This window comes from Lentzea sp. NPDC092896 (genome assembly GCF_044754905.1).
Classification (GTDB): Bacteria; Actinomycetota; Actinomycetes; order Mycobacteriales; family Pseudonocardiaceae; genus Lentzea.
The window spans coordinates 89,638-113,862 of record NZ_JBIVPX010000006.1 but is presented as its reverse complement, the minus strand read 5'-3'; the positions used below and the strand labels follow the sequence as shown (position 1 = coordinate 113,862).

Below are 24,225 nucleotides of genomic sequence, written 5' to 3'. Positions count from 1 at the left end.
CGGCGGCGTGACAGTCCTCGTGCAGCCAGGAGAGGCGCCCGTCGTCGTCGAGGAGCCGCGCACGGATCGTGCGGCGACGCTCGCCCCGCCTCCGTCCGGAGACCGGATGCGCGGGTGGCTCATGACGATCGTCGTGACGCTGATCGGTGCCGTCGTGCGCTTCTGGAACGTCGGTTATCCGACGGACAAGGGCACGCCGATCTTCGACGAGAAGCACTACGTGCCGCAGACGGCGCAGGTGCTGCGCAACGGCGGCTACGAGGACAACCCGGGCTACGAACTGATCGTCCACCCGCCGCTCGCGAAGCAGCTGATGGCGATCGGCCAGGAGCTCTTCGGCTACGACGGCATCGGCTGGCGGTTCGCGTCGGCGCTCGCGGGTGCGATCACGATCCTGCTGATCGTCCGGATCGCCCGCCGCCTGACCCGTTCGGACCTGCTGGGCGCGCTCGCCGGCATCCTGCTCATCGCGGACGGCGTCTCGCACGTCCAGTCGCGGATGGGCATGCTCGACATCTTCCTGGCGTTGTTCGTGGTCGCCGCGTTCGGCTGTCTGGTCGTCGACCGCGAACAGATGCGCGAACGTCTGGCCGTGGCCGTGCGCGAGGGCTTCATCAACAACTCGGCCTTCGGCCCGTGGATCGGCTTCCGCTGGTGGCGCTTCGGCGCGGGCGTGATGCTCGGTGCCGCGTGCGGCATCAAGTGGTCGGGCATCTGGTACATCGCCGCGTTCGGCCTGCTGACCGTCGTCTGGAGCGCGCTGGCGCGACGGGCCGCGGGCGTCGAGGAACCGTGGCTGGGCGCGCTGGCCAAGGACGTGCTGCCGTCGCTGGGCGGCCTGGTAGCCATCCCGGTGCTGGTCTACATCGCGACGTGGTTCCCGTGGATGGCCAGCGAGACCGGCATCGACCGCCACGTGGTCGGCGGCAAGGTCAAGGACATCTCGTACATCCCGGACGTCCTGCAGTCGCTTTGGTACAACGCGAAGAACGTCTACAAGTTCCACGTCGAGCTGGTCACCTCGGAGACCAACCGGCACCCGTGGGAGTCGAAGCCGTGGACGTGGCCGATGGGCCTGCGTCCGATGCTCTACTACTACGACAACTCCGTGACGGGCTGCGGCGCGGCGTCGTGCCTCGGCGCGATCATGCTCATCGGCACGCCCGCGATGTGGTGGCTCGCGTTCCCGGTGATCGGCTGGGCGATCTTCCGCACCATCGGCCGGATGGACTGGCGCTACGCCGGCGTCCTGGTCGGCTACGCGGCGGGCCTGCTGCCGTGGTTCCTCAACCTCGACCGGCAGATGTACTTCTTCTACGTCACGCCGATGGCGCCGTTCCTGGTGCTGCTGATCGTGCTGGCGCTGGGCGAGATCCTCGGCAGGAAGACCGCGGGCTCCGAACGGCGTGGCACCGGTCTGCTCGTCGTCGCGCTGTACGTGGGCATCGTGGTGGCGAACTTCGTGTGGCTGTGGCCGATCTTGAACGGCAACCCGATCACGCCGGAAATGTGGCAACAGCAACTGTGGCTGCCCAGCTGGCGGTGAAATTTCTTCACGTCGGGTTAGTATCCCCCGTCTTCAGCACGATCGAGTGACCCCTGACCAGGGATTAAGTCACTGAGAGTCGTCGTGCTGATCAATCCTGGGGGATTCAGCCATGAGCACGACTGCGGAACTGAGCGAGAAGCCGGACATCGAGAGACCCGCCAGCGGCAAGCCGGCGGGTACCGGTTTCCGCACCGACATCCAGGCACTGCGCGCGATCGCTGTGCTGGCCGTGGTGGTCAACCACTTCTGGCCTGATGGACTGACCGGTGGTTACGTCGGTGTCGACGTCTTCTTCGTCATCTCCGGCTTCCTGATCACGTCGCACCTCGACAAGGAGATCGTCCGCACGAGCCGGGTGCGGCTCGGCACGTTCTACGCGCGACGGGTCCGGCGGCTGCTGCCCGCGGCGTTCCTGGTGCTCGGTTTCAGCATCATCGCCGCCTACTTCCTGCTGCCCTACCCGCGCTGGACGGCCAACGCCTGGGAGTCCTTCGCCGCCGCCTCCTACTGGGAGAACTGGCTGCTCGCGGGCAAGTCGGTGAACTACTCCGCGCAGAACGAGGCCGCGAGCCTCGTCCAGCACTACTGGTCGCTGTCGGTCGAGGAGCAGTTCTACCTGTTCTGGCCGCTGCTGCTGATCGGCTTCTTCAAGATCGGCAGGCGCCGCTGGGTGGTGCTCGGCGTCGCGATCCTCTTCGTGGTGTCGTTCGCGATGAGCGTCTACTACACGATCGCCTCGCCCAGCCAGGCGTACTTCATCACCCCGGTGCGGGTCTGGGAGTTCGCGATCGGCGCCGGTGTGGCGCTGGCGTCCATGAAGCTGGTGCTGCCCCGCGTGGCGGCGGAACTCGCGGCGTTCGCCGGCCTCGCCATGATCATCGCGACGGCGTTCCTCTACGACCACCACACGGCGTTTCCCGGCTACCTCGCGATGATCCCGGCGGCCGGCACCGGCCTGGTGATCATGTCCGGCCTGCGTCCCGGCAAGCAGTGGCACACAACGGTGACCGCGTCACGGCCCGTGCAGTTCATCGGCGGCATCAGCTACTCGCTGTACCTGTGGCACTGGCCGTTCCTGCTGCTCGCGCCGTTCGCGCTGAGCGGCCTGCTGGACAAGGGCAAGCTCGGCACGCCGTGGCTGCTGGGCCTGCTCGCGTTGTCGATGGTCGTCGCGTGGGTGTCGAAGGTGGTCGTCGAGGACCACGGCATGTCGTGGGGCCCGCTCACCCGCAGCCGCGGCCTGACGTTCTCGAGCATGATGATCGGCATCGCCGTCGTGACGATCATGGCCGGCGGACTTCAGTGGACCTACCACCGGCACGTCGCCCAGGCGGACCGGGACGTGGCCGCGGGCCTCGACGGTCCGTGCCACGGCGCCAACGCGATGATCGGCATCAACGGCTGCCCCACCCCGTTCGGTCCTGCCCGCGTGCCGGCGATGGGTCCGGCCAACGAGTACTGGCCGATCGCGCCGGAGTGCCGGCGCGTCCAGGACTACAAGGCGGAGGACAAGGACACCACGTCCGTCTGCGACTTCTCCGGTGGTGCCGCCGCGGCCGAGAAGGTCTGGCTCGTGGGCGACTCGCACGCCCAGCAGTGGCAGCCGCCGATCTTCGAGATCGCCCGCGAACGCAAGTGGCAGCTCAAAGTCAGCTTCCTCGGCGCGTGCCCGTTCGCGGACGTGCGGAACTCGTCGTTCCGCGGTGACAAGCACCCCGAGCAGGAAATCAAGCGCTGCGCGGACTGGACGAAGCGGATGACCGACGTGATCGCCGACGACAAGCCGTCGATGGTGCTGACGTCGTTCTACTCCCGCGAGGAACCGGCGGACGACAAGAGCGGCCGCAGCCAGACCGAGCAGTACCGCGCCGGCCTGGAACCGCGGTGGCGCAAGTGGACGGACGCGGGCGCCCGCGTGGTCGTGCTGGCCGATCCGCCGTACAACGGCAAGGTCCGCTCGCCCGACTGCGTGACCCTGAACGCGTCGAACCCGGAGGCCTGCGCGATTCCGCGCGCGGTGGCGCATCCGGCCGACCCGTTGACCGAGGTCGCCCGCAGCACGGGCAACACCGGGGTGTCCTTGGTCGACCTGTCCGAGTACTTCTGCGACGACAGGCAGTGCCACGCCGTGGTCGGGAACGTGGCGGTGTACTACGACTCCGACCACCTCAACAGCCAGTACACCCGCAGCCTGGTGCCGATGATCGAAAAGGCGCTGGCTAGCTCTCGCTGATCTTCAGCGCTCGCTCCCTGGTCAGGTCGCCTTCGAGTCTGTTGGTGACCTGACCTCGTTGCCAGAGCAGGGTTTGCGCGGCGGCCTGTGGCTCCTCGGTGTGCCACTGGCCGTCGCGGTCGATGTAGAAGAACACGTGCGGGTACGGGATCCAGATCCGGTCGTTGATCTGCTCGACGCCGTCCTGGTGGATCAGCTTGCCGATGGTGGAGCTGATCGTGCCGTCGAACTGGTCGAGCCGCAGGGTTCCGTAGTGCAGGGTGACGAACCGTCCTTCGTGGACGGTGATCTTGTCCGGCTCGCCGAGTTCGACAGGCAGGTGGATCTCGAACGGCATTTGTTCACGCGCTTGGTCGAGCGAGACCTCCTGGCTGGGCAACGGAGGCGCGACGCTCCGCGGTGCCTCGGTGCGGAACTCGACGCCGGCGAACTCCAGGAGGTTCTGCACGCCCGCCCGCACCGCCGGGGACACGGCGAAGGCGATCGCGAAGGCCGTCACCGCCGCCACCAGTGCGGTGAGCCAACGGTTTCCGCGTTTGGGCGCGTTGATCCGGGTCAGCACCTGGGCGGTGATGTCCGGCGGTTGCGGCACGTGGATCCGCCGGCCCAGGTCGAGGAGGGCGGCCTCGGTCGGTTCATCGGTCATGGGCCACCTCCTCCAGCATCGGGCGCAGCTTGGCGAGTGCCCTGGACAGCCGCGACTTCACGGTTCCCTTGGCCAGGCCGAGGGTCTGCGCGGTCTCGGCCTCGCTCAGCTCCAGCAGGTACCGGCACGTGACGACCTGGCGATCGTGCTCGGGCAGGCTCTGCACGGCCTTCAGGAGCTGGGCGCGGGAGTCGTCCACGAGCGTGCCGGGGTCGTCGTGGTCGACCGTCTCCGTGACGGTGGCGAGCCTGAGCTCCATCAGGTTGCGCCGCCGCCGGCCGCGGTGCAGGTTCTTGGTCTCGTTGGCGACGATCTTGAGCAGCCACGGCTTGAAGTCGGCTTCCGGCTTGAACGTGCCGAGCTTCCGGTACGCCTTCACGAACGCCTCCTGCACCACGTCACCGGCGTCCGCACCCGCCCCGAGCAGGTAGGCCGTCCGGTGCGCGAGCGCGGTGTACCGGGCGACCAGCTCGCCGTAGGCCGCCTGGTCGCCTGCGATCGCCCGTGCCACCGCTTCGTCCGTGATGCCCTTCCTACACCGGGAACCTCACTTCGGTTCCCGGTGTAGTCGCGTCATGAGAATTCTCGCCTTGACATGCGCTTTTCTGCTGATCGGCGCACCCAACGCACTCGCGGGCGGCTGGGCGGTCACGTACGTCGACCCGGTGCCGTCGATCCAGGCCTCGACCACCCACACCGTCGGCTACTGGGTGCTGCAACACGGCACGCACCCGTTCTCCGGCGACCTCGGCAAGACCGGCCTGCGGTTCCAGTCCGGGGCGGACTCGCGGCAGTTCGTCGGCGTGCCGCTCGGAGAACCCGCGCACTACGCCGTGACGTTCTCCTTGCCCAACGGCACCTACGAGGTGTTCGGCGTGCAGGGGATGTTCCAGGACCACCCGCTGGGCACGCTGACGGTGCCAGGCACGTTGCTGGTGAAACCGGTCGACCCGCAGATGGTCCAGGGAACGGTGGATGGCCCGTCGCCGTGGCAGGAGATCGCGCCGCCGCTGGCCAAGCCCGCGGTGTCCGCGTCACCCGCTCCGGCCGCTGTGACGGTGCCGGACGAGGCGCCGGGAAAGCCCTTGCCGTTGTGGATCATCGGCGCGGTGGTCGTCGGGGCGGCCGGGCTGTTCTTGCTGCTGCGCAAGCGGTTGCGGCCATTTGCCCGAAGGTGAGTGGTGAGGCGATCGGCGGAAACCGCCTCACCACCCTCAGAAGGGCATCCCGTGAGATGCCGAGGCTTTCGGGTGAACCACGGCTTAGGTCGGTGAACGGTGAACCACCGTTACGGCCCAACCACACGTTCACCCGGATGCCTACATCGGCATGTGCCTCGTGGGCGGCGGGGTCGGCTTGCTGATCATCTTCGTGACCGGGCCTTCCTTGCTCATGCCCTGCTGGTCGAGGAACTGCGAGAGCTGCCCCCGCACCTGGGCCAGCGACGGACGGCGGCCCGGTTCCGGGTCCATCGCCGCGAGCAGCAGACGGGCGTGCGCGCTCTTCTGCGGCAGCTTGGTGATCGGTTCGCCCTGGGCGGCGGCCATCAGCGAGGAGATCGGGTTCTCGCGGGAGCCGCGCGGCGGGTGGCCGGTCAGGGCGTAGGAGACCGTGGCCGCGAGCTGCCAGGAGTCGGACGCCGGCGAGGCCGTCTCGCCGCGGGCCGTTTCCGGGGCGAGGAAGTCCGGGGTGCCGACCATCATTCCGGTGGCGGTCAGCGTGCTGTCGCCCTTGGAGCGGGCGATGCCGAAGTCGATCAGGTGCGCGGTGCCCTGGTTGTCCACGATCACGTTCGACGGCTTCACGTCGCGGTGTAAAACGCCGCGGTCGTGGGCCGCTGCCAGCGCGTCGGCCATGTTCAGCCAGAGGCGGGCGGCGAGCTTGTCGTCGATCAGGCCGTTCTTCAGCACCGTCTCGGACAGCGAGGCGCCCTCGATGTACTCCATCACCAGGGCCAGGCCGTCCGGGTCCTGCACGATGTCGAACACCCGCACGCAGTTCGGGTGCCGGACCGCGGCGAGCGCGCGGGCCTCGCGGAGCATGCGCGCCTCGGTCTCGTTGTCCGGGGCGTGCGCGAGCTTCACCGCGACCGTGCGGTCGAGCTGTTCGTCGACGGCCAGCCAGACCGTGCCGAAGCCGCCGGAACCGAGCTGGCGGACGCGGCGGAACCGGCCGTTGCCGGGGTTCCAGACCTTGCCCGACTTCTGCACGGGCGCGGGCGACTCGGCGTTGGCCGCGCCCGGACCGAACGGCAGCGGGCCCGGCGTGTCCGCGAGCACGGCCGGGGTGGACGGCTGCGGGGGCCCCGGCTGGGGCAACACCTCGGCGACGCGGGTCGGCGGGTACTGGCGCGGCGGCTGGTTCTGGGGCGGCTGCTGCGGCTGCGTGACCGGGCGCATCGGCCGGTTCATCGGGGCCGGCTGGTACTTCGGCACCTGCGCCGGCTGGTACGGCGGCGGGTTCTGGGGCGAACCGTGCGGCGGCGGCCGGTGCGCCGAGGCGTCCATCGGCTTGGTCGGCGCCTTCTTCTGAGCGGGCTGACCAGCAGGAAGCTGGTTGTTCTGGGGCTGCGGCGTGCGCGCCACCGGCTGCGGTGGCGGCGAGTTCTGCGAGTTCCGGTCAGCGGACCGGTCGCGGCCGGGGCGGTTCAGCATGGCGGTAGTCAACCCGAAAATCCGCACGACGATTGAGCCGATTACCGCAATTGGCAGAAACCCGAGGAGCACATGGCCCACAAGTGTCACGGGGAATGCCGACGTCGTCACCAGCAGTACCAGGAACATGGGCCAGAACACCCGGCGCGGCCAGTTCGGCCCGAGACGAAACGCCGAGCCCGACTGAAGCATCACGAACAGCAGGCACAGCAGCGCGAGCACGACGGTGATGACGGCGGCGACCAGGAACACGGGCTCCGCCATCGGCCGCTGGGCCACGCCGACGATCGACGGCGCCCCGTCGACCAGGTAGCTGCCCTGCGAGAACGTGCCGAAGCAGGTGTTCTCGTCGAGCGACGCGGACCCGTCGATGGAACGCTTGGCCAGCCCCTGCACGGTCCCGCGCATGATGAGCCACGGCAGCACCAGACAGCTGGCGACGCCGAGCACGGTGAAGATGGCACCGGTCACGGGGCCGTAGGAGTTGCCCACGACCCGGCGCACGGCGATGGACAGCAGCGCACCAACAGTCGGGAACAACCCGAGCACCGCACCGAGCGCCGTGGTGGTCCACACCCAGTCACCGGGGCAGACACTCGCACCCACGAAGCCGTGCAGCCACGTGAGCAAGGACTCAGCGAGCCCCACGACTCACACCACCCCTTCCGAGATCACCCCCAGCCTAGGCGACCTGTCAGCGTACGGTGCGTGATTGGTCTGCGGTTGATGCCACAGCAACCCTTTCCTTGATCACCGCGTTGTACCTCCGCCCAGCACGCGTTGGGCCTCTTGGCTCTTACACGTTGCGATGGACGGCTCCGTTGACCGATGTCGCTCTAAGTGCACGATTCGTTATCGAACGCAGCACTGATGGACACCTGGCAAACGGGTGGAAGAAACGGCATCAGCCGTTGTGAACCCGGTGATCGGAGTGGGTGCGGGAACTGCCCTTGCCCGCTGAAGCGCTGGAATTCCGCACGGCCGGATCGGGCGCCACAGGCAGGTCACCGAGGCCCGCGACGAACTCGACGGTCCACCGGTGCCGCGCGGCCGGGTCGCGCTCCGTGAAGGAGTCACCGAAGCCGTAGGTGGCGACGCGGGTGTTCTGCTGGTCGTACATCTCGGCGGTGATCTGCGAGCCGACCTGGCCCTTCTCGCCGGGCGCGCATTCCAGTTCCAGACGGGTGCGGATCCACTGCGGCTCGGTGGCCGGGTCCGCTTCGAGCTCCTCGGAGATCGCGGTGCAGGACGTGCCGTGGGCACGGACGATCAGGGCGGCCCGGAAGACGACGAGCTCACCGGCCGTGCAGCCGGTGAGAACGCGTGCTTCTACAGCTGTCTCCGTGCTGGAGACGACAGGTCGGGCGGCCGTACACCTGGCGGCAGGGGCTTCGGTCGACGCCGCTGCACCACTGGAGGTGCCGGCCACGAGTAATAACGCGGCGACCACAGATCTCATGAGAGAAAACTATTTGTGGACGCCGCGTTCTTCACCGAACTTCACCCCATAGATGGGTGAGTGCGAAACACGTTGTACGCCAGGCCGTCGCGGCGGATGTCGGTGTTGGCGGAGATCAGATCACCGAGGGTGCGGCGGTAGTCGATGCCGTACCGCGCTTTGATCGAGCGCAGGGCCGGGTCGTTGGCGTGGAAGAAGCGGTCGCCGTCGCGCAACGCCTCGAACTGCTTCTTCCAGATGGCCTGCTGGAGCTCGCCGAACTCGCTGCCGGGCAGCCTCGGCTCGGCCATCATGCCGACGATCGCGTCCAGGCCGTTCAGGTCTCCGTAGATGGCCTTCATCCGCGCGGCGACCGTGGTGCGGCGCTGACCTGGGGCGATCCAGTCGAGGCTGTCCGGGTCGTCGATCTCGGCGCCGGGCGTGAGCTCGGGGTCTGCGGGGAACGACTCGGTGGCCTCGCCGGAGATCGCCTGGAACGACGGCTTGGGCGCGAGGCCGTACGCGCGGCGCACGTCGTTGTACGAGGCGATGCCGTGGTCACGGCCGCGTTGCACGTCCAGCGCGGCGACGTCGATCACCGCGGTGAGGCAGCGCGGCTGGCAGCCGGGGATGACGAAGATGATGCTGCGCAACGTGTTCTCGTCGATCAGTTCGTCGTTGAGGCCCTCGTCCTGCCGCCCGAAGCTCTGCAGCAACGGACCGAGCTGCACGTCGTCGACGAGGTCGGGGTTGAACGGCAGCAGCTGCGGCGGCACCTTCACCTCAGCCTTGGGGCCGGTGATCGTCACGGTGAAACCCTTGTCGCGCAACGTCTTCAGCTGCGCCTCCGAGTAGCGGCCCGCCTCGGTGACGACCGAGAGGTCGCCGCGCACCATGCTGTGCGACCGGTAGCCGACGGTCGCGAACTCGTTCGCCAGACTCGTCCGCACGGCCGGGTTGTAGCCGCGGTAGGGAGTGAGCCGCACGCCCATCGCCGGCAGGAACTCCTGATAGGTGATCCACTGCTGTTCGGCGCTCACGACCTTGCGCGCGATCTGGAACTTCTCCTCGTCGGAGAGATGCGCGGGAAGCCGGTCCACGATCCTGTTGTGCTCACGGGCGAACAGCGTCTGCACGGCGGTGATGGTGCCGTTCTCCATGCCGCGCATGTCCCCGGTGACCACGCCGGGGCCACTGGTGATCGCACCGAACGGACCGGTCATCGGCGGTGCGGTCTCGGCGTTGCCCCGTGCGTCCCGGCGCGGCAGGAGGTTGTTGGGCAGCAGCAGCTTCGCGCCGTCGCGCAGCCAGTCGAGCCGCTCCTGGCTGCCGCCGTAGACCGCCCAGCCGTCGAGGTAGGAACTGACGATGTTCTTCTGCTCGCGCGGGCTCGACCCCGGCACCTCCCCGCTGCGCCGCATGGGCGTGGACAGCAGGTCGTTGCGCACGGTCTCCAGCGGCGCCTCGTTGTCCCACGGGATCGAGGCGTCGACGGCGGTGTCCTCGCGCAGCCCGAAGGTGTGGTCGACGAACTGGGCCCACACCTGCGCCCACTGGCTGACGTGCCGCTCGGTGAGGTACCGCTGCCCGCCCTCGGCGAAGATCCGGTTGCTGACGTACCGCGCGTTCGGCCCGTCCGCCGGCTGCCCCGCGCCGTCCGCGTACCTGGTGGGAGCGAACCGGGCGTACCCCTCGCCGACGGTCCCCCACTCGGGATGGGCGCGGTTGTTGCCGCGCCCGTCGAGACTCTGCACCTCGAAGAACGGGGACTCCGCGTGCGCGATGCCGCCCCCGAGGAACGCCCCGATCGCCACCAACGCCGCTGCCTTGCGCAAGACCTGCATGGGCTGATGATGGCGACGGGCGCCGTGACCGAGCGTGTCCAGTTCTTCACCGCGTGACAGATCCAGGCCACGCAACTGGGAATTCCCCTGGACTTACCGCCTTTGCCGGGCTCCAGGTCCCGTCCGGTTCCTGGCAGGGACCTGTCAGTGGTCGTGCTGGTCGTGCTCGGGAGCGAACGGCTGGTAGAGGTAGAACATCGTCACCGGCTCGTCGCCCGCGATCGTCTCGTGGTCGACGCCCGGCGGCACGAACGCGTACGAACCCGCCGTCGCCTCCACGCCACCGATGCTCACCGTGCCGTCGATGACCCACGTGTGCTGCGTCGCCGACGGGTGGTTGTGGCCGACGTCGCGCGCGCCGGGTGCCATCTGGATGAGACCGACGATCGTGTCGCCGTTGGGCGACTTCCACAGCAGCTTGTTCTGCAACCGTTCGTCGCCGTGCAGCGGGAACGACTTCAACTGGGCAAGGGCCTCAGCGGACAGGACCGTCACTTTGTCCTGCGGCGCGTCGCTCATGGGGAACAGCCTTTCGGGAGCCGAACGAGCTTACGGCCCTTATATAGACGAAAGGACCGCCCACATTACGGTGAACGGCCCTTTCCGCTCAGCTCAGCTGCACTTCGCGGCACCGTTGAAGAGCAGGAACGTCTCCAGCTTCCCGTCGGTGAAGTAGAAGTTCAGCGCGACGCCCTGCTGATCGGGCACCGGCACCTCGAAGGTCTTGCCGGCTTCCTTGTCCACCGCGTTCGGGTACGCGGCCTTGAACTGCTCGACCGTGGCACCCTTGCCGATCTTCTTGGCCGTCGTGGCGCCCGGCGGCGGCACGATCATCCGGATCTTGTCGCCGGCGAACATGACGCCACCGTTGGCCTCACGCGCCTCGGCCCGTTCGGCGATGCGCTTCGTGGACTCCGCGATGAGCTCGGTCGCCTTGGCCGAGGCCTCCGCCGACGCCGCGAGCTTCTCCGCGTGGGCGGCGTAGTCCGCGGCACCCGCGTTCGCTCCCGGTGCGGGTCCGACCGCCGCCTCCGCGGCGTCCGCGGCCTTCTGCGCGGCCTCGTACTTCAGCTCGAACTCCGCGTCGTCCGCGAGCTTCTTCGCGTCCGGCGCAGGCCCGTTCTGGTACCGGTAGTCCTCGCAGGTGCCGGTCTTGCCCGCGCCGGTGGCGGCGAGCTCACCGGTGGCGAGTGCGTCCTTTTTGGACATCTCGGGCTTCAGCTTGCCGAAGCCCGTGACGTCGAAGTGCTTCTCCTGCGACGCCGGCTGCTGGTCCCCCGACCCCGAGCCCGGCTCCGGCGTGCAACTGACAGCGGTGAGTGCCAGTGCCGCGACGAACGCGGCTTTCAATCCCCCATGGATGTTCACGCGGCACAAGATATCGGGCGTCACGACATTGTCCGAACACGTTTCAGGAAGTCTCGGGCACCTGTCATCCACCGAACTCGTTGGAGGAATGGAGGATCGGAACACTGGGACGATGCCCTCCGCCGCGCGCCGCATGCCACGTCAGCGCCAGCGTGAACGGGTCGGGCCACATGGATTCGCCGCTCTCAACGCGGCCGAACGCAGTCAGTGCATTGTGGACTTGGAGGCCACCACACGAGAACCCCGACCTATTGGTCAACCTACGGGGGTCCGGGGGCTTGCCCCCGGCGTGGGGCCTGGGGGCTCGGCCCCCAGAAAACACCGAGGGCCGAGAAGATCTGCGCTTTTTGCAGATACTTCTCGGCCCTCGGAACGAGTGGAGCTGAGGGGAATCGAACCCCTGACCTTCTCGATGCGAACGAGACGCGCTACCAACTGTGCTACAGCCCCTTGCGGTGTTACGAGAGAACTATAGCAGTCCCAGAAGGGGTGTTTCACCACCCCCTCCTATGCCCCGACAGCACCTCGGTACCGCAGCGACTCCAGTCCCTCTAACTCGACGAAGACCGGGTCCTCGTCATCGGAGTCGACCGGGATGGTGCCCGGACGCACGTGGTGTTCGAAGCGCGGCAACGGCGGCAGCGCCGGCCTGTCGTCGACGACCTCGACCTTGGTGGTCTCGGATTCGTCGGCGGCGGCCTGCTGCGGGATCTCGGCGACGGCAGGGGTCTCCTGCTGCTGCGGGCCCGTCGCACGGCGGCGACGCACCTGCTGCAGGCGGGCGAGACGGCGTGCGCGGATCTCCTCTTCGATCCGCACCTGCCGGCGCAGGTAGGTCAGGTAGCCCACGATCACCAGGTCGAGCGCGGCGTGGCCGTACCAGAGCTTCGCGTAGAACACTCCGGCGACGATTCCCGTCGCCACGGCGGCGATCAGCAGGAACGCGATCACTCTGCGGCGGAACGCGTACTTGGCCTGCGCCACCAGGACGGCGGCTTCCGGGTCGTAGCCACCACGGCCGCGCCGGAAGGGGCGTTCGACGTACTCCTCCTCGTCGAAGTAGTCGTCGTCGATGTCGTGGATGTCGTCGTACTCGGCGTCTGGCATGGCGTCGTACTCCTCCCCCACGCTGCGCGCACTCTCCTGGCGCTTGCGGGCCATCATGGGGACGAGGACCACGAGCCAGGCGACGACCAGCGCAATGATGATCAGCGAACTCGGCATTCCCCGTTCACCTCCCCCGGCCCACGCGTGGTGCTGCCAACCACGTTAGTCACAACAGTCACACCTGTGTCGGAGGCACGCCGACCTCGGTGCGTACCAAAGTGTGGTGTATCACCCACTTTTGGGTGAAGTGATTAGGGCAAACGGAAGCAAACGTCAGGGAAGACGGGCCCCTCCGCGTGCGACCAAACGGCGCACTAGGCCATCAGAGACCTCTTCGGACGTGAGGGCGAAGCAGAGGTGGTCGCGCCACTGTCCGGCAACGTCCAGATAACGCTTGAAGAGGCCTTCCTCGCGATATCCGGACTTCGTGAGCACGCGGATCGAGGCGCCGTTCTCGGGACGGACGGTGGCTTCGAGCCGGTGCAGACCAGCGTCGCGGAAAGCGTGGTCCGTGAGCAACGCCACCGCCGCCGTTGCGACGCCGCCGCCCGCCCGATCAGCGGCTACCCAATAGCCGATCCACGCCGACAGCAGCGAGCCGCGCACGATGTTGCCGATGGTGATCTGACCGGCGACCTCGCCGTCCACGAGGATCATGAACGGCAGCGTGGAGCCGCGCCTGGCCATGCCGCGCAACGACGACCACTGCGCCGGCCAGGACAGCGTCGCGTTGCGCTCGTCCCAGCCCTCCTGCGCCGTGGGTTCCCACTGCTCGAGGTAGGCGCGGTCGCGGATGCGCAGCTTCGACCACGTGCTGCCGTCGAAGAGCCGGGGCCCGCGCAGCTCAACGGTTCCGGCGCGCACCTGAAGAGGCCCCAGCCGGACGGGCCAGCCGGGGTGTCTGCCCAGATCGGCGAAAACGCTCATCCACGCTGCGCAAGGAAGCTGACCAGCACCTCTTCACCGACGGAGACCTCGGTGACGTCCTCGTCGACCATGATCAGGCAGTTGGCCTCCGCCAGTGACGCGAGCAGGTGCGACCCGGACGTGCCGAGCGGCTGCACCAGGTACTCGCCGTTGTCCGCGTCGCGCAGCAGCTGGCCACGCAGGAAGCCCCGGCGGCCCTTCGTCGACTGCAGCGGCGACAGCAGGCGTGCGCTGACGGCGCGGCGGTACGGGTTCTTCTTGCCCAGTGCGGCCCTGATCAGGGGCCTGACCAGCACCTCGAACACCACGAGCGCGCTCATCGGGTTCGCGGGCAGCAGGAACGTCGGCACGGCGTCCGGGCCGAGCCGGCCGAAGCCCTGCGCGGAGCCGGGGTGCATGCCGACGCGGGTCACGTCCATGTCGCCGAGGTCGGTGATCGCGGCCCTGACCTCGTCGCCGATCGTGCCGCCCACGCCACCGGCGATGACGACGATCTCGGAGAGCAGCAGCCGGCCCTCGATCACCTCGCGCAGCCGGCGCGGGTCGGCGGACATGATGCCGACCCGGCTGACCTCGGCGCCCGCGTCGCGCGCGGCGGCGGCCAGCGCGTACGAGTTCACGTCGTAGACCTGGCCCTGACCGGGCGTGCGGTCGACGTCGACGAGCTCCTCGCCGAGCGAGATGACGGACACGCGCGGACGGGGGTGCACGAGCACCTTGTTGCGTCCGACAGCGGCCAGAAGACCCACCTGAGCAGCACCGATGGACGCGCCGCGGCGCACGGCGACGTCACCGGTCTGCACGTCCTCGCCGGTGCGGCGGACGAACCCGGCGGACGGCACGCTGCGGTTGACCGTCACCTTGGCCTGGTGGCCGTCGGTGTAGCCGAGCGGCACGACCGCGTCGGCCAGCGTCGGCAGCGGCGCGCCCGTCGCGATCCGCACCGCCTGGCCGGGCTGCAGCCGCCGCGGCTGCCGGGAGCCGGCCGGGATCTCGCCCACGACCGGCAGCTGCACCGGACTCGCGTTCGCACCGGACACGTCGACGCTGCGCACCGCGTAGCCGTCCACGGCGGCCTGGTCGAAGCCGGGCAACGCGCGCTCCGCGATGACCTCCTCGGCGCAGAGCAGGCCCTGCGACTCGGAGATCGCCACGCGCACGGGTGCGGGCCGCACCGCGGCCGCGATCACCCGAGCGAGCTGCTCGTCAACTGACCTCATGTGATTGGTCCTCGCGCTCAGGAGTTGTCGAGGCGTTCCCGCAACCACTCACGCAGATCGGGTCCGTACTCAGGGGTCTTGAGTGCGAAGTCAACCGCAGCCCGCAGGAATCCGGCGGGATTGCCGAGATCGTGTCGCCCGCCGCGGTGGACCACGACGTGCACCGGGTGACCCTCGTTGATCAGCAGCGCGATGGCATCCGTGAGCTGCAGCTCGCCGCCCGCGCCGGGCGTGATGCGCTTGAGCGCGTCGAAGATCGCCCGGTCGAGGAGGTACCGGCCGGCCGCGGCGAACGTCGACGGCGCGTCCTCCGGCTTCGGCTTCTCGACCATGCCGACGACCTGCTTGACGTCGTCGTCGCCGGTGTCGCGGACGTCGAACACGCCGTACGCGGAGATCTGCTCGCGCGGGATGTCGAACGCCAGCAGGACGCTGCCGCCCTTCTCCTCGCGGACCTTCGCCATCCGCTTGAGGGCGTCGGTGGGCAGGATGATGTCGTCGGGCAGCAGCACCGCGACGGCCTCGTCCTCGCCGGTCAGGTTGCCCTCGGCACAACCGACGGCGTGGCCCAGCCCGAGCGCCTGCTCCTGGATCGCCGTCTCGGCCTTGATCAGCTTCGGGGCGCGCTGGATCTTCTCGACGAGGTCGGTCTTGCCCTTGTCGGTCAGCGACTGCTCGAGTTCGGGGTTCGCGTCGAAGTAGTTCGCGACCGACGCCTTGGTCGGCGACGTCACGATGACCAGCTTCGTCGCGCCGGCCTCCGCCGCCTCGCGCGCCACGTACTCGATGGCGGGGGTGTCGACCAGGGGCAGCAGTTCCTTCGGCACGGCTTTGGTCGTGGGGAGGAAACGGGTGCCCAGACCGGCCGCGGGCACGATAGCGGTGTGGAAGGCGCTGCTCATGGGCAGCGATGCTAACGACATACCGGGGGATACCCACCATGACGTCCGATCTTCGTGACCGGAAGGCCACTCTGCGTTCACGGTTGCTGGCTGCACGGCGTTCGCTGTCCGCTGAAGTTCGCACTCTTGAAGCTGCCGCGTTGGCCGCACACGTCGCCGCGTTGGACGTTGCGCCTGATCAGACGGTGTGCGCTTTTCTGCCGGTCGGATCGGAGCCCGGCGACGCCTCGTGGCTGGACGGGCTGCGCTGCCGGGTGCTGCTACCGATCGTGACGGGCGACTCGCCGCTCGACTGGGCCGTGCACACCGGTCCGTCCGGACTCGCCCCCGCCGGGTTCAAGCTGCTGGAGCCCACCGGTCCCCGGCTCGGTGCCTCGGCGATCGCTGGAGCCTCGCTGGTGCTCGTGCCCGCTCTCGCCGTGTCGGTGGACGGGGTGCGGATCGGGAAGGGGCAGGGGCACTACGATCGCTCGTTGCCGCTGGTCAAGGCCCCGCTGATCGGCGTCGTGCGCGACTCGGAGGTGCTTTCCGACGTGCCTGGAGAGCCTCACGACGTGCGGATGAACGGCGTGTTGACCCCCTCGGTGGGTCTGCGATGGCTGTGACTTTGACCTGGGGTGTTTGCGCTCCGGGAAGGTCCTGAGCGAAAATCGTGTTGGCACTCACAAAGGTCGAGTGCCAGAGCTAGGAGCAGACCCAGTGCCTACGTACCAGTACGCCTGCACCGCGTGTGAGCACCGGTTCGAGGCTGTGCAGTCGTTCAGCGACTCCTCCCTCACCGAGTGCCCCGAGTGCTCGGGCAAGCTGCGCAAGCTCTTCGGCGCCGTCGGCGTCGTCTTCAAGGGCAGCGGTTTCTACCGCACGGACAGCCGTTCGGGCTCGTCGAAGAGCACGTCGTCGACGTCCTCCTCCTCGACGGAGACGAAGTCCTCGAAGCCCGCGGAGACGAAGTCCTCTTCGGACTCGAAGTCCTCGACGAGCGCTCCGGCGGCCGCCGCGTCCTGAAGATCGCGAGTTGTCCACAACTTGCGACTGACCCCACTTCGACTGCCTCCGACCGTCCTACGGTCGGAGGCATGACCCTTTCCACGACCGTTTCGGACCGGCTCCGCTCGCTGGCGCGCCGCCGCCCGTCCGCCGCGTGGCGCCGCTTCCTGGCCCTCGGGCTGGCGCTGCTGGCCGTGTCGACGTTCTTCTGGCCGGACGTGGGCCATCCCGCCGTGGTCGCCTCCCGCGACCTGCCGGCGGGAGAGCCGCTCACCGCCGCCGACGTCCGGGTCATGTCCCTCGCCACGCCGCTGCCGGGCTCGTTCCCGGCTTCCGACGCCGTGGTGGGCCGCGCGTTGTCGTCACCGGCGCGGGCAGGCGTCCCGCTGACCGACTTCGATCTCGCCGACGCCGCCGATGATCAAGCCTCGGTGGCCGTCCGGGTGGCTGACCAGGGCCTCGCCGCCGTGGTGCGGCCGGGTGGCCGGGTCGACGTGGTGTCGGCTTCGGGCGAGGTGCTCGCGGAGAACGCGGCGGTGCGGGAGACGCGCGGCGAAGTCGTCGTCCTGACGTTGCCGAGACTTAATGCAACTCGTGTGGCCGCGATGTCACTGGATCATGCATTAGCCGTTACTCTCCGCTGATGCTGAAGGGTTTCAAAGACTTTTTGATGCGCGGAAACGTCGTCGACCTGGCCGTGGCCGTGGTCATCGGCACGGCCTTCACCGCGATCGTCACCGCGTTCACCACGAGCCTCATCAAGCCGCTCATCGCCTCGCTCGGCAGCGCCGAGACCGCAGGCCTCGGCATCCAACTCCGCGACGGCAAGCCCGACACCTACGTCGACTTCAGCACCGTCATCAACGCCGCGATCAACTTCGTGATCGTGGCCGCTGTCGTCTACTTCGTCCTGGTGCTGCCGATCCAGAAGATCCAGGAGCGCCGCAAGAGGGGCGAGGAGGCCGGCCCGTCCGAGCCGACGAACGTCGAGCTGCTCATCGAGATCCGCGACCTGCTCGCGGCCCAGCAGAACACCCAGCCCCAGACCCCGGCGCCGGACCGCCGCGGTCCCGCGATCTGATCCCCCACCCGTCCCCCGCCGAGACGAAGCGCACCGCTCCCCGCGGCCGCGCTTTGTCCTGGCCGTTCGCACGCGTTCCGCGAGACTGACCGGCTGAGGTAGCTGATCTGCCCGCATCCGTTGGGCGGCAGCCGCTACGCGTGTCTCGACCGCACGCCGCTTGAGCACGCGGGATCGTCACCCGCCAGCCGGGCCGTGCACATCACCTGGGAACTCTCACGCCTGGCACGTCGTGCCGGCTTCGCCGAGCCGTCAGCCTTCAGCGCGAAGTCACCACGGTCATCGGCTACGGCCTGCCACACCCGCTCAAGAACGCGGACCCGCGCCATCGCGGTCAGCCACCTCAGCCGCACGCTGCCCGGCCTCACCGGCCCTTCAGGGCCCAGGCGTCAGCCGCCGTGGTGCGGCGGCCTGTTCTCGCGGTACCAGGACTCGCGGTCATCCCCGGAGGTCCCGCCACCGCGCTCGTCCGACGTCGTCTCCGGGAGCACGTCGCCGAACACCTCGGCCAACCGACGACGGCGCGCTACGGCGTCGTCGTCGGCCGGCGTCGGCTTCTCACTCTTCGTCAAGACCGCTCAGCTGCTCGATCACGTAGGGCACCAGTGCCGACAGCGTCGCCATGCCGTCGCGGACCGCGGAGCGCGAGCCCGCGAGGTTCACGACGAGCGTGCTGCCGGAGACGCCGACGAGGCCACGCGAGATGCCCGCGTCGACCGCGCCCGCGGCGAGGCCGGAGGCGCGGAGTGCCTCGGCGATGCCGTGGATCGGGCGGTCGAGCACGCCCTGCGTGGCGTCGGGGGTGACGTCGCGCGGGGACACGCCTGTGCCGCCCACGGTGACCACGAGGTCGACGCCACCGATGACGGCCGTGTTGAGGGCGGCCCGGATGTCGACCACCTCACCCTCGACCGCGACGGTGCCGTCGACGATGAAGCCCGCTTCTTCGAGCAGTTCGGTGACAAGAGGTCCGGAGTTGTCGTCCTGCTCACCGTGCGCCACCCGGTCGTCCACGATCACGACCAAAGCGCGGCCAAGGCGCTGCGCGCTGCGTTCCATACCGATCACCGTAGCGGGAGTCGGACTTCGAAGCGGCAGCCAGGACCGTGGTTCTGGGCGCCAATTCTCCCGTGGTGCGCGTCGACGAGCCCACGCGCGATGGAAAGCCCCAGTCCGGCGCCGGTCGGGTTGCGCGCGGCGCTTCCCCGGAATCCCACGTCGAACACCTGTGGCAGCACGTCATCGGGTATGCCGCCGCACGCGTCGTCCACCCGCACCACGGCTTCGGGTCCGTCCACATCGACCTGAACGGACACCACGCCACCTTCCGGCGTGTGCCGAATGGCGTTGGACACAAGGTTGCGCACGACACGCATCAGTTCCGGATCTGAGCCCCGCACGACCGGCCACTCGCGAGCGTCCGCACGCAACTCCACGCCCTTGCGCGCCGCCACGGGCCGGGACGCGGCCACCACGTCGCTGACCACGTCGGCCAGCCGGACGTCGTGCATCGTCAGGTTCAACGCGCCGGCGGTGATGCGCGAGAGCTGGAACAGGTCGTCCACCAGCTTCGTCAGGTGGTCGGCCTCCAGCGCGATCTGCTTGGCGTAGACGGCGACCTCACCCGGCTCGGAGACGACGCCGTCCTCCAGCGCCTCCGTCATCGCCCGGATCCCGGCCAACGGCGTCCGCAGGTCGTGACTGATCCACGCCACCAGCTGCCGCCGCGCCGCCTCCGCCTCGCGCTCCCACATGGTCCGGCGCGCGATCGCCCGGCCCAGCATGATCGAGAACGGCACGGTGACCACGGCGACCACCGCACACGCCATGAGAGCGGCGCTGAGCATCGGCGTGAACATGAACCCGCTGACCACGAGCACCCCGGCGATGGTCGCCACCACCGGCACGATGACCATGACGGTCATCGCGGTGGTCAGCGACACGCGGCTCAGTCGGTCGAACACGGGTCATACCTGTAGCCGACGCCCCACACGGTGCTCAGCCGCTTGGGCTTCGCCGGGTCCTCCTCGATCTTCTCCCGCAACCGTCGCACGTGGACGGTCACGGTCGACTGGTCGCCGAACTGCCAGCCCCACACCCGCTCCAGCAGCTCGGCCCGCCCGAACGCCTTGCCCGCGTTGCCGATGAAGAACGCCAGCAGGTCGAACTCGCGGGTCGTCAGCTGCAACGGCCGCCCGTCCACCGTCGCGGTGTGCGCGGCGACGTCCAGCACGAGGTTCCCGTCCCGCACCACCCGCGGCTCGTAGGCCTTGCCTGCCCGCCGCAACACCGACGAGACGCGCAACGCCAGCTCACGAGGGCTGAAGGGCTTCGTGACGTAGTCGTCCGCGCCGATCTGCAGCCCGGCGATGCGATCTTCTTCCTCGCCCAGCGCCGTCAGCATGACCACCGGCGTGCTGCCGCGATCCCGGATCCGCCGGCACACCTCGAGCCCGTCGATGCCGGGCAACATCAGGTCCAGGACCACGATGTCCGGCTCGTGCGTGGCCATCAGCCGCAGCGCCTGCTCACCATCACCGGCGAGTTCGACCTCGTACCCGGCGTGTTCGAGGTAGCGGCGCACGACATCGCGCACCGTCGTGTCGTCGTCGACGACCAGCACCCGTTCCACCACGTCACCACGCTAAGCCACGAAAGCCCGGCAGGCCCGCAAGCGTCACAAGGCCGTAAGAAGGCGAAACAAAGAGGCCGCAGCCGCGCACGGGGCAGGTGCGCACGGCCACGACCTCTCCGGGGTCGTCACGTCCGGCTTCTGGCGGGCGGCGGATGCCAGAAGCCGGACGTCCCCCGACCTATCCCACCTCGACGCCGTCGAGGGTGGCTTCGACCGTCCTGTTGTCGGACAGCGTGATCGTGACCTTGTCGCCGGGAGCCTTGGACCGCACGGCGGCGACCAGCGTGTCCGACTCGTCGATGCGGCGGTCACCGAACTTGGTGATCACGTCACCGGCCTTGAGCCCGGCCTTCTCGGCCGCGCCGCCGCCGGTGATCTCGGAGATCTTGGCGCCCTGCTCGGTCGACTCGACCTTCACGCCGAGCACGGTCTGCTTGGGCTTGCCGCTCTTCACGATCTCGTCGATCGTGCGGCGCGCCTGGTCCATCGGGATCGCGAAGCCGATGCCCACGGAACCGGCCTGGCCCTGCCCCTGGCTGGGGCTGTAGATCGCGGAGTTGATGCCGACGACCTGGCCCTGCATGTTCACCAGCGGGCCGCCGGAGTTGCCGGGGTTGATCGCGGCGTCGGTCTGGATGGCGTTCAGGACGGTCGCCTGCGAGTTGCGGTCGCCGCCGGCCGAGACCGGGCGGTTCACCGAGCTGACGATGCCGGAGGTGACGGTGCCGGACAGTTCGAACGGCGAGCCGATCGCGACGACGGCCTGGCCGGTCTTCATGTCGCCGGAGTTGCCGAGCTGCACGACCGGCAGGTTCGAGACGCCGTCCGCCTGGATGACGGCGATGTCGGAGCTCGGGTCGCGGCCGAGGATCTTGGCGGTGGCGGTCTTGCCGTCGTGGAAGACGACCTTGATGTCGCCGCCGGCGGCAGCGCCCTCGATGACGTGGTTGTTCGTCACGATCTGGCCGTTGCCGGAGATGATGAAGCCCGAGCCCTCGCCGGCGCCGGAGCGCGTCGTCACCTGGATCTGCACCACGGACGGCAGCAGCTTGTTCGCCACGTCCTCGACCGAGCCCGCGGGGGCGTTCGAGGCCTGCGAGGCAGGGCGGGGCGAGTCGAGGGAGCTCACGGACGACGAGTCGTTCGCGAAGGTGTAGCCCAGGTAGCCGCCGAGACCGCCGGAGAGGCCGCCGACGATCAGCACGAGGGCGGCGACACCGGCCACGACCTTTCCGCGGCCCTTGGAGCGCGGTGCGGCGGGCGGTGGCTGGAAGCCGGGCGGGAGGTAGTACTGACCCGTCGGCGGCCCCTGCGGCCCCGCGAAGGGGCCGGAGGGGGGTCCCGCGGGCTGTTCCGCGCCGAACTGCGCGGTCGTGGCGCCGAGGCCGAGCGGGTGAGGTTGGCCGGACCCTGATGGAGGAAGCTGCTGGCCGGGTCCGGGCCCGCCGAGCTGCGTCTGACCCGCGTCAGGTGCGGACACCTGCGGCTGGGCCGAAGAGAATGAGGCGGGCACATCGCCCAAACCGGCAGGAACGTGATTTGCCCCAGCCTGGCCGGATCCCCCCTGCAAAGGATCCGGCTGGCCGGGTTCCGGCAGCGACGGGCCCTGCACCCGCGCGCCGGAGTCTGTCTGACCGGCGCTCGGCGGCACGGAGGTGGGCTCTTCCGGCTTCGGCGCTGGCTGGTTGCTCTCGGTCATGGGCATAGTCTCTCGGCTCGTCCTGAGAGAACCCTTAGACCAGCCTGGGAGCTAGTTGTGTGTTCCCCGGAGGCGTTCCGCGATCTGTTCCGGGGTCACGTCGTTGATCCACACGGCCTCACCGGACTCCGAGCCGGCGAGGTACTTGAGCTTGTCCTTCGTCCTGAGCACCGAGAAGACCTGCAGGTGCAGCCACATCTCGTCGCGGCCGACGTTGACCGGTGCCTGGTGCCAGGCCGCGATGTAGGGAAGCGGGCGGTCGTACAGCGCGTCCAGGCGGTGCAGCACCTTCAGGTAGAGCGACGCGAAGTCGTCACGCTCCACTGAGGACAGTGCGGCGATGTCGGGCACCTGACGACGGGGCGCCAGCACGACCTCGACGGGCCAGCGGGCGGCGGCGGGCACGAAGGCCACCCAGTGCGCGGACTCCTCGATCACGCGCGCGCCCGCGCGAAGCTCGGCTTCCAGCACGTCGCCGAACAGCGGACGTCCGTGCGCCGCGTAGTACTCCAGCGCCGCCTCGAGCATCCGTTCGGTGCGAGGCGTGATGAACGGATACGCGTAGATCTGGCCGTGCGGATGGGAAAGCGTCACGCCGATCTCTTCGCCGCGGTTCTCGAACGGGAAGACCTGTTCGACCCCTGGCAACGTTGACAAGAAGGCGACGCGGTCCGCCCAGGCGTCCACGACGGTGCGCACGCGCGACTCGGAGAGCTCGCCGAACGACTTGCTGTGGTCCGAGGTGAAGCACACGACCTCGCACCGCCCACGCCCCGGCGCGCGAACGAAAAGCGCTTCACCATCCACAGTGGACGGCACGTCGGGCACGTTCTGCGCCAGCGAGGGAAACCTGTTCTCGAACACCACGACGTCGTACTCGGCCTCGGGGATCTCCGTGGGCCTGCCCGGCGTCGACGGGCACAACGGACAGAGGTCCGCCGGCGGCTTGTAGGTACGTGTCTGGCGGTGAGCCGCCATCGCGACCCACTCGCGGGTCAACGGGTCCAGCCGGACTTCGGACATCGGCTGGGTCTCCGGAAGATCCCGGGTGTCCACCGCGACCCGCGGTGGTGCCTCAGCGCTGTCGTCGAAGTAGATGATCTCCCGGCCGTCCGCCAGTTTGCCCGCGGTACGCCTCACGCCAACTCCTCGCCACTTCCCGGTACATGAGCCAACACCAACTCGCCGACCTGCTCGGAGAGGATCGCCCGTGCGTCGTCCGGCAAACCCTCGTCCGTCACCAGGACGTGCGCCTCGTCGAGGTCGGCGATCGTGGAAATCCCGACGGTGCCCCACTTCGTGTGGTCCGCGACCACGACGACGCGGCCGGCGGCGTCGACGAGCGCGCGGTCCGTCTCGCTCTCGTTGAGGTTCGGGGTCGTGAATCCGGAGCGCTCGGCCATGCCGTGCACGCCCAGGAAGACCACGTCCAGATGCAGCGATCGCAACGCCTGCACGGCCACCGGGCCCACCAGCGCGTCGGAGGGCGTGCGCACGCCACCGGTCAGCACGACCGTGCGGTCGGTGCGCCCGCTCTGCTGCAGCACGTCCGCGACGCGGATGGAGTTCGTGACGACGGTGAGGTCGGGGATGTCGTCGAGGAACCGAGCTAACGTCCACGTCGTCGTGCCCGCGGACAGCCCGATGGCCGTGCCGGGACGCACGAGGCCCGCGGCCAGCGCCGCGATCGCCTCCTTCTCGGGCAGCTGCCGCACCGACTTGGCCTCGAAACCGGGCTCGTCGGTCGAGCGCCCGACGACGGACGTGGCGCCGCCGTAGACCTTCTCCACCAGTCCGCGTGCGGCGAGCACGTCGAGATCACGGCGCACGGTCATGTCCGAGACGCCGAGCCGGACGACGAGGTCGCTGACGCGCACCGCTCCCGTACGACGGACCTCTTCGATGATTACCGCTTGCCGCTGACGTGCCAGCACC

At 68.9% G+C, this 24,225-nt stretch carries 25 protein-coding genes and 1 tRNA gene; 7 read left to right on the top strand and 19 right to left on the bottom strand.

Translation table 11 applies throughout. The features are described 5' to 3' along the window. Window positions 1-7 precede the first annotated feature (7 nt). Entirely contained in the window at window positions 8-1,546 is a 1,539-nt protein-coding gene (locus ACIQF0_RS28415; RefSeq protein WP_401034172.1) for a dolichyl-phosphate-mannose--protein mannosyltransferase, read from the top strand. Window positions 1,547-1,658: 112 nt separating this feature from the next. Beyond that, window positions 1,659-3,782 carry an acyltransferase family protein gene (locus ACIQF0_RS28410; RefSeq protein ID WP_401034169.1) on the top strand — a complete coding sequence of 708 codons (2,124 nt, stop codon included), beginning with the start codon at window positions 1,659-1,661 and terminating at the stop codon, window positions 3,780-3,782. Here ACIQF0_RS28410 and ACIQF0_RS28405 read toward each other — a convergent pair. Together ACIQF0_RS28405 and ACIQF0_RS28400 are read right to left on the bottom strand one after the other, a co-directional pair. After that, a complete protein-coding gene (locus ACIQF0_RS28405; protein ID WP_401034166.1) occupies window positions 3,769-4,428 on the bottom strand; it encodes a hypothetical protein in 660 nt (219 codons plus the stop codon). The two genes, ACIQF0_RS28410 and ACIQF0_RS28405, sit on opposite strands and share 14 nt — an antisense overlap. After that, the gene (locus ACIQF0_RS28400) at window positions 4,418-4,939 is read right to left on the bottom strand and encodes an RNA polymerase sigma factor (RefSeq protein ID WP_401034163.1); all 522 of its coding nucleotides are present in this window, start codon (window positions 4,937-4,939) and stop codon (window positions 4,418-4,420) included. Before ACIQF0_RS28400 ends, ACIQF0_RS28405 begins: the two co-directional genes overlap by 11 nt. 64 nt (window positions 4,940-5,003) lie before the next feature. On the opposite strand from ACIQF0_RS28400, the gene ACIQF0_RS28395 reads away from it, so the two are divergent. Next, complete coding sequence (locus ACIQF0_RS28395) at window positions 5,004-5,606, top strand: hypothetical protein (protein WP_401034160.1); 603 nt, start codon at window positions 5,004-5,006, stop codon at window positions 5,604-5,606. Window positions 5,607-5,747: 141 nt separating this feature from the next. Here ACIQF0_RS28395 and ACIQF0_RS28390 read toward each other — a convergent pair whose 3' ends face one another. The 10 genes from ACIQF0_RS28390 to ACIQF0_RS28345 all read right to left on the bottom strand — a co-directional run bounded on the left by ACIQF0_RS28390 (window position 5,748) and on the right by ACIQF0_RS28345 (window position 15,888). Then, window positions 5,748-7,730 (bottom strand): protein kinase, encoded by a 1,983-nt coding sequence (locus ACIQF0_RS28390; RefSeq protein ID WP_401034157.1) that lies wholly within the window; start codon window positions 7,728-7,730, stop codon window positions 5,748-5,750. Between the two features lie 256 nt (window positions 7,731-7,986). Further along, window positions 7,987-8,541 carry a hypothetical protein gene (locus ACIQF0_RS28385; RefSeq protein ID WP_401034154.1) on the bottom strand — a complete coding sequence of 185 codons (555 nt, stop codon included), beginning with the start codon at window positions 8,539-8,541 and terminating at the stop codon, window positions 7,987-7,989. Between the two features lie 41 nt (window positions 8,542-8,582). After that, complete coding sequence (locus ACIQF0_RS28380) at window positions 8,583-10,364, bottom strand: peroxidase family protein (RefSeq protein WP_401034151.1); 1,782 nt, start codon at window positions 10,362-10,364, stop codon at window positions 8,583-8,585. 144 nt (window positions 10,365-10,508) lie between these two features. Then, window positions 10,509-10,883: a cupin domain-containing protein gene (locus tag ACIQF0_RS28375; protein ID WP_401034149.1), complete on the bottom strand. Its 375-nt coding sequence runs from the start codon at window positions 10,881-10,883 to the stop codon at window positions 10,509-10,511. A gap of 93 nt (window positions 10,884-10,976) precedes the next feature. After that, the gene (locus tag ACIQF0_RS28370) at window positions 10,977-11,732 is read right to left on the bottom strand and encodes a hypothetical protein (RefSeq protein WP_401034146.1); all 756 of its coding nucleotides are present in this window, start codon (window positions 11,730-11,732) and stop codon (window positions 10,977-10,979) included. Between the two features lie 377 nt (window positions 11,733-12,109). Further along, window positions 12,110-12,182, bottom strand: a tRNA-Ala gene (locus tag ACIQF0_RS28365). Between the two features lie 57 nt (window positions 12,183-12,239). Next, window positions 12,240-12,956: a gephyrin-like molybdotransferase receptor GlpR gene (glpR, locus tag ACIQF0_RS28360; protein ID WP_360046952.1), complete on the bottom strand. Its 717-nt coding sequence runs from the start codon at window positions 12,954-12,956 to the stop codon at window positions 12,240-12,242. A 156-nt stretch (window positions 12,957-13,112) separates the two neighbouring features. Beyond that, window positions 13,113-13,766 carry a GNAT family N-acetyltransferase gene (locus ACIQF0_RS28355; RefSeq protein WP_401034142.1) on the bottom strand — a complete coding sequence of 218 codons (654 nt, stop codon included), beginning with the start codon at window positions 13,764-13,766 and terminating at the stop codon, window positions 13,113-13,115. Beyond that, entirely contained in the window at window positions 13,763-14,986 is a 1,224-nt protein-coding gene (gene glp, locus ACIQF0_RS28350; RefSeq protein ID WP_093606472.1) for a gephyrin-like molybdotransferase Glp, read from the bottom strand. Before glp ends, ACIQF0_RS28355 begins: the two co-directional genes overlap by 4 nt. A 17-nt stretch (window positions 14,987-15,003) precedes the next feature. Continuing rightward, window positions 15,004-15,888: a UTP--glucose-1-phosphate uridylyltransferase gene (locus ACIQF0_RS28345; RefSeq protein ID WP_360046950.1), complete on the bottom strand. Its 885-nt coding sequence runs from the start codon at window positions 15,886-15,888 to the stop codon at window positions 15,004-15,006. A gap of 8 nt (window positions 15,889-15,896) precedes the next feature. On the opposite strand from ACIQF0_RS28345, the gene ACIQF0_RS28340 reads away from it, so the two are divergent. The 4 genes from ACIQF0_RS28340 (at window position 15,897) to mscL (ending at window position 17,956) form a co-directional block, all read left to right on the top strand. Next, on the top strand, window positions 15,897-16,493 hold the full coding sequence (locus tag ACIQF0_RS28340; RefSeq protein WP_401034137.1) for a 5-formyltetrahydrofolate cyclo-ligase: 597 nt from the start codon (window positions 15,897-15,899) through the stop codon (window positions 16,491-16,493). Window positions 16,494-16,587: 94 nt separating this feature from the next. After that, a complete protein-coding gene (locus ACIQF0_RS28335; protein WP_360046948.1) occupies window positions 16,588-16,893 on the top strand; it encodes an FmdB family zinc ribbon protein in 306 nt (101 codons plus the stop codon). Window positions 16,894-16,964: 71 nt separating this feature from the next. After that, the gene (locus ACIQF0_RS28330; protein WP_401034134.1) at window positions 16,965-17,519 is read left to right on the top strand and encodes an SAF domain-containing protein; all 555 of its coding nucleotides are present in this window, start codon (window positions 16,965-16,967) and stop codon (window positions 17,517-17,519) included. Next, window positions 17,519-17,956: a large-conductance mechanosensitive channel protein MscL gene (gene mscL, locus ACIQF0_RS28325; RefSeq protein ID WP_401034131.1), complete on the top strand. Its 438-nt coding sequence runs from the start codon at window positions 17,519-17,521 to the stop codon at window positions 17,954-17,956. Before ACIQF0_RS28330 ends, mscL begins: the two co-directional genes overlap by 1 nt. A gap of 389 nt (window positions 17,957-18,345) precedes the next feature. Here mscL and ACIQF0_RS28320 read toward each other — a convergent pair whose 3' ends face one another. From ACIQF0_RS28320 to ACIQF0_RS28290, 7 genes are all read right to left on the bottom strand, one after another. Beyond that, on the bottom strand, window positions 18,346-18,528 hold the full coding sequence (locus ACIQF0_RS28320; protein ID WP_360046945.1) for a hypothetical protein: 183 nt from the start codon (window positions 18,526-18,528) through the stop codon (window positions 18,346-18,348). Beyond that, on the bottom strand, window positions 18,515-19,015 hold the full coding sequence (locus tag ACIQF0_RS28315; RefSeq protein WP_045311897.1) for a molybdenum cofactor biosynthesis protein B: 501 nt from the start codon (window positions 19,013-19,015) through the stop codon (window positions 18,515-18,517). Before ACIQF0_RS28315 ends, ACIQF0_RS28320 begins: the two co-directional genes overlap by 14 nt. Before the next feature lie 5 nt (window positions 19,016-19,020). Further along, the gene (locus ACIQF0_RS28310; protein WP_360046984.1) at window positions 19,021-19,881 is read right to left on the bottom strand and encodes a HAMP domain-containing sensor histidine kinase; all 861 of its coding nucleotides are present in this window, start codon (window positions 19,879-19,881) and stop codon (window positions 19,021-19,023) included. Between the two features lie 23 nt (window positions 19,882-19,904). Next, window positions 19,905-20,591 (bottom strand): response regulator transcription factor, encoded by a 687-nt coding sequence (locus ACIQF0_RS28305; protein ID WP_360046944.1) that lies wholly within the window; start codon window positions 20,589-20,591, stop codon window positions 19,905-19,907. A gap of 178 nt (window positions 20,592-20,769) precedes the next feature. Further along, window positions 20,770-22,290: a trypsin-like peptidase domain-containing protein gene (locus ACIQF0_RS28300; protein ID WP_401034125.1), complete on the bottom strand. Its 1,521-nt coding sequence runs from the start codon at window positions 22,288-22,290 to the stop codon at window positions 20,770-20,772. A 51-nt stretch (window positions 22,291-22,341) separates the two neighbouring features. Further along, window positions 22,342-23,430 carry a galactose-1-phosphate uridylyltransferase gene (gene galT / locus ACIQF0_RS28295; RefSeq protein ID WP_401034122.1) on the bottom strand — a complete coding sequence of 363 codons (1,089 nt, stop codon included), beginning with the start codon at window positions 23,428-23,430 and terminating at the stop codon, window positions 22,342-22,344. Beyond that, entirely contained in the window at window positions 23,427-24,224 is a 798-nt protein-coding gene (locus tag ACIQF0_RS28290) for a DeoR/GlpR family DNA-binding transcription regulator (protein ID WP_093605353.1), read from the bottom strand. Before ACIQF0_RS28290 ends, galT begins: the two co-directional genes overlap by 4 nt. Window position 24,225: the final 1 nt, after the last annotated feature.

What these genes read in the sequence shown, in the direction of transcription:
- ACIQF0_RS28355 (WP_401034142.1), bottom strand. Translation starts at nt 13,766, where the DNA reads ATGAGCGTTTTCGCCGATCTGGGCAGACACCCCGGCTGGCCCGTCCGG.
- ACIQF0_RS28300 (WP_401034125.1), bottom strand. Translation starts at nt 22,290, where the DNA reads ATGACCGAGAGCAACCAGCCAGCGCCGAAGCCGGAAGAGCCCACCTCC.
- ACIQF0_RS28340 (WP_401034137.1), top strand. Translation starts at nt 15,897, where the DNA reads ATGCTAACGACATACCGGGGGATACCCACCATGACGTCCGATCTTCGT.
- ACIQF0_RS28380 (WP_401034151.1), bottom strand. Translation starts at nt 10,364, where the DNA reads ATGCAGGTCTTGCGCAAGGCAGCGGCGTTGGTGGCGATCGGGGCGTTC.
- ACIQF0_RS28345 (WP_360046950.1), bottom strand. Translation starts at nt 15,888, where the DNA reads ATGAGCAGCGCCTTCCACACCGCTATCGTGCCCGCGGCCGGTCTGGGC.
- ACIQF0_RS28405 (WP_401034166.1), bottom strand. Translation starts at nt 4,428, where the DNA reads ATGACCGATGAACCGACCGAGGCCGCCCTCCTCGACCTGGGCCGGCGG.
- glpR (WP_360046952.1), bottom strand. Translation starts at nt 12,956, where the DNA reads ATGCCGAGTTCGCTGATCATCATTGCGCTGGTCGTCGCCTGGCTCGTG.
- ACIQF0_RS28310 (WP_360046984.1), bottom strand. Translation starts at nt 19,881, where the DNA reads ATGACCGTCATGGTCATCGTGCCGGTGGTGGCGACCATCGCCGGGGTG.
- ACIQF0_RS28315 (WP_045311897.1), bottom strand. Translation starts at nt 19,015, where the DNA reads ATGGAACGCAGCGCGCAGCGCCTTGGCCGCGCTTTGGTCGTGATCGTG.
- ACIQF0_RS28330 (WP_401034134.1), top strand. Translation starts at nt 16,965, where the DNA reads ATGACCCTTTCCACGACCGTTTCGGACCGGCTCCGCTCGCTGGCGCGC.
- mscL (WP_401034131.1), top strand. Translation starts at nt 17,519, where the DNA reads ATGCTGAAGGGTTTCAAAGACTTTTTGATGCGCGGAAACGTCGTCGAC.
- ACIQF0_RS28385 (WP_401034154.1), bottom strand. Translation starts at nt 8,541, where the DNA reads ATGAGATCTGTGGTCGCCGCGTTATTACTCGTGGCCGGCACCTCCAGT.
- ACIQF0_RS28375 (WP_401034149.1), bottom strand. Translation starts at nt 10,883, where the DNA reads ATGAGCGACGCGCCGCAGGACAAAGTGACGGTCCTGTCCGCTGAGGCC.
- ACIQF0_RS28395 (WP_401034160.1), top strand. Translation starts at nt 5,004, where the DNA reads ATGAGAATTCTCGCCTTGACATGCGCTTTTCTGCTGATCGGCGCACCC.
- glp (WP_093606472.1), bottom strand. Translation starts at nt 14,986, where the DNA reads ATGAGGTCAGTTGACGAGCAGCTCGCTCGGGTGATCGCGGCCGCGGTG.
- ACIQF0_RS28410 (WP_401034169.1), top strand. Translation starts at nt 1,659, where the DNA reads ATGAGCACGACTGCGGAACTGAGCGAGAAGCCGGACATCGAGAGACCC.